The organism is Actinoplanes rectilineatus, assembly GCF_000962825.1.
Taxonomy (GTDB): Bacteria; Actinomycetota; Actinomycetes; order Mycobacteriales; family Micromonosporaceae; genus Actinoplanes; species Actinoplanes rectilineatus.
In genome coordinates, this window is sequence record NZ_JZKF01000096.1 from 23,090 (window position 1) to 33,173 (window position 10,084).

The 10,084-nt window shown below is 70.5% G+C and carries 11 protein-coding genes; 6 read left to right on the plus strand and 5 right to left on the minus strand.

What is annotated here, in order from left to right:
• Window positions 1-239: 239 nt before the first annotated feature.
• Window positions 240-809 (plus strand): DUF2087 domain-containing protein, encoded by a 570-nt coding sequence (locus WH85_RS39630; protein WP_045747303.1) that lies wholly within the window; start codon window positions 240-242, stop codon window positions 807-809.
• Window positions 810-924: 115 nt separating this feature from the next.
• Window positions 925-1,431 (plus strand): hypothetical protein, encoded by a 507-nt coding sequence (locus tag WH85_RS39635; RefSeq protein WP_045747304.1) that lies wholly within the window; start codon window positions 925-927, stop codon window positions 1,429-1,431.
• Window positions 1,432-1,495: 64 nt separating this feature from the next.
• On the opposite strand, the gene WH85_RS39640 is transcribed toward WH85_RS39635, so the two are convergent.
• The gene (locus WH85_RS39640; protein ID WP_045747305.1) at window positions 1,496-1,813 is read right to left on the minus strand and encodes a DUF3817 domain-containing protein; all 318 of its coding nucleotides are present in this window, start codon (window positions 1,811-1,813) and stop codon (window positions 1,496-1,498) included.
• Between the two features lie 123 nt (window positions 1,814-1,936).
• Here WH85_RS39640 and WH85_RS39645 point away from each other — a divergent pair, with 123 nt between their 5' ends.
• Window positions 1,937-2,203 (plus strand): hypothetical protein, encoded by a 267-nt coding sequence (locus WH85_RS39645; RefSeq protein WP_063775594.1) that lies wholly within the window; start codon window positions 1,937-1,939, stop codon window positions 2,201-2,203.
• On the opposite strand, the gene WH85_RS39650 is transcribed toward WH85_RS39645, so the two are convergent.
• Entirely contained in the window at window positions 2,178-3,005 is an 828-nt protein-coding gene (locus tag WH85_RS39650; RefSeq protein ID WP_063775595.1) for an SAM-dependent methyltransferase, read from the minus strand. The two genes, WH85_RS39645 and WH85_RS39650, sit on opposite strands and share 26 nt — an antisense overlap.
• A 78-nt stretch (window positions 3,006-3,083) precedes the next feature.
• On the opposite strand from WH85_RS39650, the gene WH85_RS39655 reads away from it, so the two are divergent.
• On the plus strand, window positions 3,084-5,357 hold the full coding sequence (locus tag WH85_RS39655; protein WP_052721140.1) for a PAS domain S-box protein: 2,274 nt from the start codon (window positions 3,084-3,086) through the stop codon (window positions 5,355-5,357).
• Here the strand turns inward: WH85_RS39655 and WH85_RS39660 are convergent.
• Window positions 5,348-5,839: a hypothetical protein gene (locus WH85_RS39660; RefSeq protein ID WP_245674293.1), complete on the minus strand. Its 492-nt coding sequence runs from the start codon at window positions 5,837-5,839 to the stop codon at window positions 5,348-5,350. The genes WH85_RS39655 and WH85_RS39660 overlap by 10 nt on opposite strands.
• 195 nt (window positions 5,840-6,034) lie before the next feature.
• Between WH85_RS39660 and WH85_RS39665 the strand changes: the two genes are divergently transcribed.
• Both WH85_RS39665 and WH85_RS39670 read left to right on the plus strand, forming a co-directional pair.
• Window positions 6,035-7,114 (plus strand): sporulation protein, encoded by a 1,080-nt coding sequence (locus WH85_RS39665; RefSeq protein WP_045747316.1) that lies wholly within the window; start codon window positions 6,035-6,037, stop codon window positions 7,112-7,114.
• 153 nt (window positions 7,115-7,267) lie between these two features.
• Complete coding sequence (locus tag WH85_RS39670) at window positions 7,268-8,161, plus strand: TauD/TfdA dioxygenase family protein (RefSeq protein ID WP_045747306.1); 894 nt, start codon at window positions 7,268-7,270, stop codon at window positions 8,159-8,161.
• 135 nt (window positions 8,162-8,296) lie between these two features.
• On the opposite strand, the gene WH85_RS39675 is transcribed toward WH85_RS39670, so the two are convergent.
• Together WH85_RS39675 and WH85_RS39680 are read right to left on the minus strand one after the other, a co-directional pair.
• A complete protein-coding gene (locus WH85_RS39675) occupies window positions 8,297-9,118 on the minus strand; it encodes a class I SAM-dependent methyltransferase (RefSeq protein ID WP_045747307.1) in 822 nt (273 codons plus the stop codon).
• Window positions 9,111-9,719 (minus strand): hypothetical protein, encoded by a 609-nt coding sequence (locus WH85_RS39680; RefSeq protein ID WP_045747308.1) that lies wholly within the window; start codon window positions 9,717-9,719, stop codon window positions 9,111-9,113. Before WH85_RS39680 ends, WH85_RS39675 begins: the two co-directional genes overlap by 8 nt.
• Window positions 9,720-10,084 lie beyond the last annotated feature (365 nt).

A 10,084-nucleotide genomic window follows, 5' to 3' on the forward strand; every position in this document is an offset into this window, starting at 1 on the left:
AGATCAAGAGCTTTCTGTGTACGGGTGAAGAGGACATGCTCCAGCACTCCGGTGAGCTCGGGGCCGCCCACGTGGGGACGCGGCAGCCGGTGGCGGGGATTGCGTCGGAAGCTGCCCGGGCTTCCGCGCGCCGCGTGGCTCCGGCGGCAGTGCTGTGGCGCCATCCTTGCCCATCAATCGACCAGAGTCAATGACAAATTGGGTATGCCGTCCGGGTCGTGAACTCTTACCGTGAGCGGATGTCTGTACAAGCCGCGCGAGCTGCCGACCTTCTGAGCCAGCTCGCCACACCCGTCCGTCTGCGAGTCTTCGCCGAGCTCGTCGGATGCGGTGGTGACGGCGCCACCATCGCCGACCTGTCCGCCCGCCTCGACCTGCCGAGAGCCGAGCTCGGCGAGACCCTGGGGAGGCTGGTCGGCGCCGGTCTCGCGGCCGCGGCCGGCAACAGCGTCTTCCGTGCCCGCACCGACGTGCTGCGCGAGGCGTCCCTGGCCCTCGACCGGGTCCAGCCGATCACCGCGCTGCTGCACGACTACCCGAAACTGCGGGCGTTCTTCGCGCACGGCCGGCTGACCGGTCTGCCGCCCACGATGAGCGACCGCTACCAGCAGATCGCCGAGCTGTTCGCCCGGTTCCTCGCGGTCGACGGCGTGCTCACCGAGGAGGAGGTCAACCAGCGGATCGCCGTGGTCGCCGACGACGTGGCCGCGGTCCGCCGGATGCTCGTCGAGACCGGCTGGCTGGAACGCGACCGGGCCGGGGCGAACTACGGCGCAGGCCGGCACCTGCCCCGCCTGCACCTGGTCTGACCATCTGTCTGACCGGGACAGATGCGGTCAGCCCGGGGACAGATGCGCGTTGTCGCCCCTTCGATCGGCTGTTGACGATGTGTTCATCATCCGTCCGCATCCTCGAAGGGGCACCATGCAGAAACGGAACTGGTGGCGGGTCCTCGCCGCCCTGCTGACCACTCTCGGACTCTCCGCCGCGCTGATCTCCACGACCGCCGGCCCGGCGTCCGCCGCCACGCAGATCAACCACAAGTGCGCCGTGATCGGCACCGACCAGTACGGCAACCAGGGCGTCCACTGCGTGAACCTGAACTACGAGGGTGGCCAGGCCTGGTCCACCAACGAGGTCTTCTGCCAGAGCAGCGGCGGCGTGATCCTCGAGTGCGCCGGCATCCACGAGACCCCGGGTCTGTGCAACATCGCGTCGAGCGCGTGCAGTTACTCCCCGGAGGGCATCTGCGGCGTCCGCTTCGGGCACAGCGCATGCGGCGCACGGCGGGTGGTCAACAGCTCGCCCCGGGCCGCGTTCCGCTGCGGTGTGGAGTACTGGGGGATCACCATCGGCACGTCGATAGTCCTGCCCCGCTCCGGGGACACGGTGGGCGGCGGCCTGGTCGGTACCCACGACTACGTCTGTTGACGAAGGCTCCCGGAACACGACGAGGGGCGTGCCCGGACGGGCACGCCCCTCGTCCTGCGGAGCCTCAGGCGGTGGCGGCCGCCGGCTCCGTGGCCGCCCGGCGGCGCTTGGCCACCCAGCGTTCGAAGATCAGTGTGGTGAGCGGCGGGATCGACGACGCCAGCCCGAACGCGGTGCGCCACAGCGACCACCGTTCGGAGCGCGCCACCCAGAGCGTGGCCACCAAGTAGGCGATGAACAACCCGCCGTGCAGCCGGCCGAACAGCCAGACCCCGGCCTCGGTCGTCTCGGTGACGTATTTCAGGAACATGCCGACGAGCAGCCCCGTCCACGAGATCGCCTCCGCGACCGCGGTGATCCGGAAGAACCGGAACGCTTCCACTCTGTGCTCTCCTTCGTCCGACGCGCCGCGCGGCAGAAACTATCCCGGCGAACATGAGTGTTTCCTGGCAGCCCGCTTCGCGTCGGCGCGGCGGCGCCGGGACTCAACCGTGATACTGGTCCGGTGATCGAGTCGTCGACGGAGCGGATGCGTCCCTGCCGCCGTTGTGGGCATCTCACCCGGGTGGACCGGATGGTGCAGGGGTACGGGCGCAACTGTGCCGCCCTGATGGGGCTGATCGGTGGCTCGGTCGACACCGGGCACTCCGGGCCGGACCTGCTGGACCTGATCGAGGTGGAGCCGGAGGACTGCTGCGACGGCTGGGACCGGCCCGCCGACGCCGGTGTTCCGGTGCCGAGCCGGCTCACGAGGCGGGCGTCGCGTCCGTGACCAGTCCGGCGACGCCGGCCAGGGTCAGGGACGACGCCGGGTCCGCCCGTTCGTCGTCGTCCGGTCCGGGACGCCACTGCGGGGTGTAGACCAGGCCCGGCGCGACCAGCTCCCACCCGTCGAAGAATCGCAGCACCCGGTCCGGGTTCCGGGGCACCAGCGGCGTGCCGGTCCGGTTGTACAGGTCCGCGATCCGGTCCATCTCCTCCGGCCGGGTGCCGCCGGTGATGTGTGAGATCGCGAGCAGGCTGCCCGGTGCCGCCGCGTCCCGGTACGCCCGCATCGCCGCGTCCAGGGCCGGGCTGTCCGGCAGGAAGTGCAGGACCGCCAGCATCAGCAGGCACATCGGCCGGCCGGGATCGAGGAGGTTCCGGACCGTGGGGTCGGTCAGCAGTAGTTCCGGGCGTTGCGCGTCGCCGAGGACCACCCGGGTCAGTGGGTCGGCGCCGAGCAGGTGCCGGGCGTACAGGACCGCGGACGGGTCCACGTCGACGTAGACGACCCGCGCGTCCGGTGCCGCCTCCCGGGCAACCTCGTGCACGTTCCCGCTGGTGGGGATGCCGGATCCCAGGTCGAGGAACTGGCGGATGCCCCGGGATGCCGCGAACCGGACGGCCCGCCGCAGGAAGGCGCGGTTGTCCCGGGCGTTGCGGGGTGCGTCCGGGACCAGTTCGGTGGCGCGGGCGGCCACCGCACGGTCGGCTGCGAAGTTGTGGGTGCCGCCGAGGAAGGCGTCGTAGACGCGGGCGGCGCTGGGCAGGTTCGGGTCGATGGTGGCGGGCGGTTCGGGCGGGCTGCTCACCTGGTCACCATGCACAGATCCGGCATCCACACGCCCGGTATATCCGGATAGACGTACTTTAGGGAGAGGGGGTTTGCGGTGGAGTCACGCGATATCCCGGGGATCGTCTTCGACACCGCCCCGGATGCGATCGTCGTCACCGGCGACGACTGCGTGATCAGCCTGGCCAACCGGCGGGCGCACGACATGTTCGGGTACCCACCGGGCGTGCTCAACGGCGTACCCCTGGAGGATCTTCTGCCGGAGGAGGACCGCGCGAGCCTGCGCGTGCAGTGGGCGCGTTATCTCAGCGGGCGACGGGACCCGTTGAGCCGCCGTCCCCGCCGCGGGCTCCGCCGCGACGGCCGGATCTTCGACGTCGAGATGTCCCTCTCGGTGACCTCCGGACCTGACGGCCGGGTGTACGTGACCGCGCTGCTCCGCGATGACACCGCCCAGCGGGAGGTGGCCCGGTCGAGGGCCCTGCTCGCCTCGATCGTGCAGTCGTCGCACGACGCGATCATCACCACCGACCTCGACGGTCGCGTGCTGTCCTGGAATCCCGGCGCCGAACTGCTGTACGGGCACCCCGCCTCCGACATGATCGGCCACCCGGTCGACGCGATCCTCCCGGCCGGCCAGCGCGCCGACGAGGAACAGGTGCGCCTGCTGGTCCGCCTCGGCGCCCGCGTCGACCGGTACCGCAGTGTCCGGATCGACGCCAAGGGCGACCCGGTGACCGTCTCCGCCCTGATCTCCCCGCTGCTCGACGAGCACGGCACCCTGATCGGCACCACCAGCATCACCCGCGACGTCAGCGACCGGGAACGCGCCGAGGCCCGCGTACAGGCGATCCTGGACGCCGCGCCGGACGCCATGCTCGGTGTCGCCGCCGACGGCGAGGTGGTGCTGGTCAACGCCGAGGCGGAACGCCTGTTCGGGGTGCCCCGGTACGACCTGCTGCACATGCCGGTGCCGTTGCTGCTGCCGGACGGCCTGCCGGTCGACGTGCCCGCGGACCCGGACGCCGGCGGGGCCCCGGATCACCTCGCCGACCCGCGCTGGGCCACCCGCCGTGCCCTGCGGCGCGGCGGCGAACTGCTGCAGGTCGACATCGCCTGCAGTTCCCTGCGCACCGACAGCGGCACGGTGACCGTGGTGGTGGTCCGCGACGTCACCGAGCGCATCGCCGCCGAGGAGGAACGCCGCCGGCTCCGCGAGGAGGCCGAACTGCAGCGGCTGGAGGCCCGCATGCAGCAGACCCAGCGACTGGAGAGCCTGGGCCAGCTGGCCGGCGGCATCGCCCACGACTTCAACAACCTGCTCGCGGTGATCCTCAACTATGCGGCGTTCATCATCGAGGACGCGGCCGGCAGCCAGCCCGCGGTGGACGCCGAGCAGATAGCCCGGGCCGCCCGCCGCGGCAGCGACCTCACCCACCAACTGCTCGCCTTCGCCCGCCGGGAGGTGATCCGGCCCCGTCCGCTCAACCTGAACACCGTGGTCACCGAGGTGCACCAGATGCTCGTCCGCTCCCTCGGCGAGCACATCGCGCTGGCCGTGCACACCGCCGAGGGACTGCCCGCGGTGATCGCCGACCCGGGACAGCTCGAACAGGTACTGGTCAACCTGGCGGTCAACGCCCGGGACGCGATGCCCACCGGCGGCAGCCTCACCGTGGACACCGCCGTGGTGGACGTCGGCGACGACGCCACCGACACGGCACCCGGCCGGTACGTCCGGCTGCGCGTCGCGGACACCGGCACCGGGATGCCCAAGGAGGTGATCGACAAGGCGTTCGAGCCGTTCTTCACCACCAAACCCAGCGGCCAGGGCACCGGACTGGGCCTGGCCACCGTCTACGGCATCGTCACCCAGGCCGGCGGGACGGTCCGGATCCACTCCGCGGCCGGTCTCGGCACCACGTTCACCATCCTGCTGCCGGCCACCGAGGTCGAGGCGCAGGAGGCGGACGCCGAGGACGACGCGGCCGGGCTCACCGGGCACGGCGCGACCGTGCTGGTCGTCGAGGACGAGGACGCCCTGCGCGAGGTGACCTGCCGGATCCTGCGCCGCGGCGGCTACACCGTACTGGCCGCGGGCAGCGGTGACGAGGCGTTGCGGCTGGCCGGCGAGAACCCGGTCGACGTCCTGCTCACCGACGTGATCATGCCGGGGATGCTGGGCAAGGACCTGGCCACCGCGGTCGCGACCCGCCGGCCCGGCACCAGGGTCGTCTTCATGTCCGGTTATGCCCAGCCGGTCCTCACCACGCACGGCACCCTCACCGCCGACGTGCACCTGATCGAGAAGCCGTTCACCAGCGCCGAGCTGATGCGCGCCCTGCACGACGAACTGCAGGTTCAGACGTAGAGGCCGCCCTGGGCCGGCTCACCGGCGGACAGGGCCAGACCCGCGCACGCGCAGAAGCCCAGCACCATGGTGACGATCAGCAGGATCAGCGCACCGGTGGCGCCCGGGTACTGCTGCGGGGGCGGACCGAGCGCCCCGCGCAGGAACGACAGCAGGGGAGCGCGGTACTCCAGCTCGACGGTCCGGCCCGGCGGCACGGCCACCGTCGCCTCGGCCACGCCGACCCGGGAGGGCACCAGGTACGGGACGTGGACGTGCACCCGGTGCGAGCCGAACGCGACCGGCTGCACCACCCGGCCCCAGCTCGCGGGCACGCGGTGACCGTCGATCTCCAGCACCGGGGGGAACATGCCGAGCAGGAAGGCGATCGGCGCGTACCGCAGGGTCACCGCGATCGACGCGCCCCCGTTGCCGTGCACCGGATCGTCCGGCGGCAGGCTGGGGGAGAAGGGGAGAAACGGCGGCGCTTGAACGGCCAACACTGCCCCTTTCCTCAATGGCCCGGGCAGGATATGCCGTCCGCGTCGATCCGGAAACCCTCCGTAGTCCTCAGTGCTCTTGCGTGGCGGCCCTACGCTGCCAGAACGGGATCGAGTGGTGAAACAGCGTTTCTCAGCGTTCCCTCAGCGGGCATTGCTAGCTTTCCGATCGGACAGTTGTCGAAGCGGGAGAACATCGTGGTCTTCAAGAAACTGCTGGGCGCCATCGGAGTCGGCGGGCCGAGCGTCGACACTGTGCTGGCCAACCCGAACACCTTTCCGGGCGCGCCCCTGACCGGCCAGGTCAACCTGGTCGGTGGCACCTCCGACGCGGACATCGAGCACATCACGCTCGCCCTGGTCACCCGGATGGAGGTGGAGACCGGCGGCAGCGACTACTCGACCGTCGGCGACTTCCACCGCCTCACCGTGTCCGGTCCGATGCGCCTGGCCGCCGGCCAGCGACTCTCGATCCCGTTCCGGATCGACATGCCGTGGGAGACGCCGATCACCACGGTCTACAACCAGCAGCTGCGCGGCATGGTGATGGGCGTGCGCACCGAGGTGTCGATCGCCCGGGCGCTGGACAAGGGCGACCTCGACCCGGTCTACGTCAACCCGCTGCCGATCCAGCAGCGCATCCTGGACGCCTTCGCCCAGCTCGGCTTCCGGTTCAAGTCCGCCGACCTGGAGTACGGCCAGATCTACGGCGTCCACCAGACGCTGCCGTTCTACCAGGAGATCGAGTACTACCCGGCCCCGCAGTACGCGCAGGGCATCAACGAGGTCGAGCTGACCTTCGTGACCGGCCCGCACGGCGTCGAGGTGGTGCTCGAGTTCGACAAGCGCGGCGGGTTCCTCACGCCGGGCCACGACACCTACGGGCGGTACACAGTCAACCCGGCCGACGCGGACACCACCGACTGGCGTCAGGTCGTCGACGGCTGGGTGCGCCAGGCGCTCGACAAGCGCAAGGCGATGCCCGGCTTCGGGCACGGAGGCTACGGCCACCCGCAGCAGGGCTACGGCCAGCCGGGTTACGGTCAGCCGGGTTATGGGCAGCCGGGCTACGGTCAGCCCGCCTACGGGCATCAGCAGCCGGGCTACGGCCACCACGGCCACTACCGCGGTCACGGCCACGGGCACCGCGGCGGCATGGGCGGGGCTCTCGGCGGCGCGGCGATGGGTGTGGCGGGCGGTCTGGCCGCCGGTTACCTCGCGGGTGAGGCGTTCGAGGAGATCGGCGAGGCCTTCGAGGACTTCGGCGGCGACGAGTAAGGGATGACGCCCGGTGGCGTGTCGGTGGGGGTCGGCACGCCACCGGTCTCCTTTCCCGCAAATCCCATCCATTCCATGGGATAAGTATGTTCTGGCATCGTCGTTCGTCATAGGTTCAGCGGGCAGGAACCGGGCGAGCGAAGGGAACCCCTGATGACCACGATCACGCGGATCGGCGGCCGCATCGGCGCCGAGATCTCCGGTGTCGACCTCTCCCGGCCACTCGGCGAGAGCACCGCCCGGGAGATCCACGACGCCCTCGTCGAACACAAGGTGATCGTCTTCCGCGGGCAGGACCTCGACGACGACGCGCACGTCCGCTTCGCCGGCACGTTCGGCCCGCTCACCACGGCACACCCGACCGTGCCGTCCGTCGCGGGCCAGTCCAACGTGCTGCAGGTGGCCGGCGGCGAGGGCGCCCGCGCCAACGCCTGGCACACCGACGTCACCTTCGTCGTCGCCCCACCCAAGGCGACCACGCTGCGTAGTCTTGTCATCCCGCCGTACGGGGGCGACACGCTCTTCTCCAACACCGCGGCGGCGTACCGCGACCTGCCGGAGCACCTGCGTAACCTCGCCGACCGGCTCTGGGCGGTGCACAGCAACGAGTACGACTACGCCGAACACCCGCAGTTCCTCACCCGGGAACTCGAGGAATACCAGAAGGTCTTCGCAGCCCAGCGCTACCGCACCGCGCACCCGGTAGTCCGCGTCAACCCGGACTCCGGCACACCGAACCTCTTCATCGGCGGCTTCACCACGAACATCGTCGGCCTCTCGCAGACCGAGTCGCGCGACATCCTGCGCCTCCTGCAGACCTACGTCACCCGGCCGGAGAACACGCTGCGTCACCACTGGCAGGTGGGCGACGTGGTGGTCTGGGACAACCGGAGCACCCAACACTACGCGGTGGACGACTACGGCGACCTGCCGCGCACCCTGCACCGGGTGACCGTGGCGGGCGACGTGCCGGTCGGGGCGGACGGGGCCAAGAGCTACATCATCGAGGGGGACGAGGCCGGGCACTACACGCCGCAGGTCTCCTGACCCGTTCCCTCGTCACCGCAGGTGTCCTGACCCGCTCCTCGTCACCGCAGCTCTCCTGACCTGCTCCTCGTCACCGGCGGGCCCGATCTGCGAGCGCCTTTCGCCCGATCCTCGACCGGGGATCGGGCGTCCGGCTCAGCCGACCCGCTGGGCCAGACGCAGCTCGGTCAGGTACCGCTTGACGATCCGGCCGCCGTGCTCCCCGTCGATCAGGGCGGCCAGACACGCGAGCAGACCGGCCCGGCGATCGTCAGCCAGGGCACGGTGACCGGAATAGGTCATCAGGAGATCGAGGTACTCCGCAGTCCGGTACTCGTGCTCCCACTCGTACCGGAAAAACGTCGCCGGACCGAAACGGGCCTCGCGCCGGACGTCGGCGTCGTCGAACGGGAAGTTCCCGGCCGGCTCCAGTCGCAGACCAGGCGGGGTGTCCGGGTCGAACCGCTCGTAACACCTCTGCGCGGCGACGAAGAACTCCGCCGTCCCGCCGGCGATGTGCTGCGTCGCGATCGTCGCCAGCACACCGCCGGGCCGCAGCGCGTCAGCCGACTTCACCACCCGCACCGCCGGATCCAGCCAGTGGAACGCGGTCGCGGCGAGCACCACGTCGAACGGCTCGTCCGGAAGTGACCACTCCTCGAACGCCCCGGAGACGACCGTCACGGCGTCGTGGCCGCGGAGATTGCGCCGCGCGGTGGCGGCCATCGACGCCCCCAGCTCGACCGCGGTCACCCGGTAACCCCGCTCGGCCAGATCCCGCGTCGCCTGCCCGGTCCCGCAACCGATCTCCAGGACGTGCGCCGGCGCCGGGACCACCGCGGCCAGCCGGTCGAAGACCGGCCCCGGATATCCGGGGCGGGCCCGGTCGTAGAGCTCCGCGTCACCGTCGAAGATCTGCCGCAGGCGGGACCGCTCCGGCTCGGCAGGGGTGAAGTCCCAGCGGCCCTTGTCAGACATCGACGGTCTGGGCGTGGCGGCGTGCCTCCGTGACGTCGGCCATCAACCGGTCCCACCGCTCGTCGGCGCGGAACCGGGGGAGGCCGACGGTGCCGGCGGAGCGAGCCGTCGTGTACTCCCACCAGGCGGCCACCCGCACCGGCCACAGACCGACCCGCACGGCGCCGGCGATGAAACACCGATGGGCGGTCAGCGTCGCCTCGAGGATGTCCGGATCGAGCTCCACCTCCTCGTCGTCGAGTGCCTTGCCCAGACCGCGGACGTCCCGGTGCATCTCCGAATAGCCGATCAGGCTCGGCATCGCCGGGATCAGCAACTCCTCGCCGGACTCGATCAGGTCGTCGGCGTACGCCGGGGTGAACACCACGTCGTCGACCGTGACGATGACCGGGACCGACTCGTGCCGGCCGAGGCGCAGATCCACCTGTACGGCCGGAGCGTTCGTGGGGAGGTAGACGAAGTCGGCATCGAGCACGTCGCGGAACTCCAGACGCACCGTGTCGCCGATCGCCGGGACGTGGATCGTGAGGAGACCGGGGCCGGCCACGACCTCGGTGCCCGGCACCTCCCGGAGCATGGCGGCGAGTTCGTCAGTGCGCATGCGCTCGTTATACGCCCTCCGTGCATCCCGGGTACCCCCCGATTTGGCGTTGCGGGGGTGGGCGGGTAGTGTTCTCAGAGCCGCCAGGGAGACGGGCGAGCGAGCGGGACCTGAAGTTGGGGCCCAGCCGGCCGTCCTGACGGAAACCCTCAGCTTCATCGCACGGTCGACGATCGTGTGTGCGTGTGGGTTGCTCACCTTTTCGGTGTCGGCAGAAAACGGTTGCGAAACCGGGATTTGACGAAACGGAAACGGCGAGTAAAGTAGAGCGAGTGCCCCGGGCAACGGGCCGCGGAAGCGGGTCGTGAGATGGTGTGCGGTTGTTCTTTGAGAACTCAACAGGGTGCTTGATAAGCCAGTGCCAA

Excerpts from the sequence above, each read along its gene's own strand:
- WH85_RS39630 (WP_045747303.1), top strand. The coding sequence starts at position 240 with ATGTCTGTACAAGCCGCGCGAGCTGCCGACCTTCTGAGCCAGCTCGCC.
- WH85_RS39635 (WP_045747304.1), top strand. The coding sequence starts at position 925 with ATGCAGAAACGGAACTGGTGGCGGGTCCTCGCCGCCCTGCTGACCACT.
- WH85_RS39670 (WP_045747306.1), top strand. The coding sequence starts at position 7,268 with ATGACCACGATCACGCGGATCGGCGGCCGCATCGGCGCCGAGATCTCC.
- WH85_RS39675 (WP_045747307.1), bottom strand. The coding sequence starts at position 9,118 with ATGTCTGACAAGGGCCGCTGGGACTTCACCCCTGCCGAGCCGGAGCGG.
- WH85_RS39680 (WP_045747308.1), bottom strand. The coding sequence starts at position 9,719 with ATGCGCACTGACGAACTCGCCGCCATGCTCCGGGAGGTGCCGGGCACC.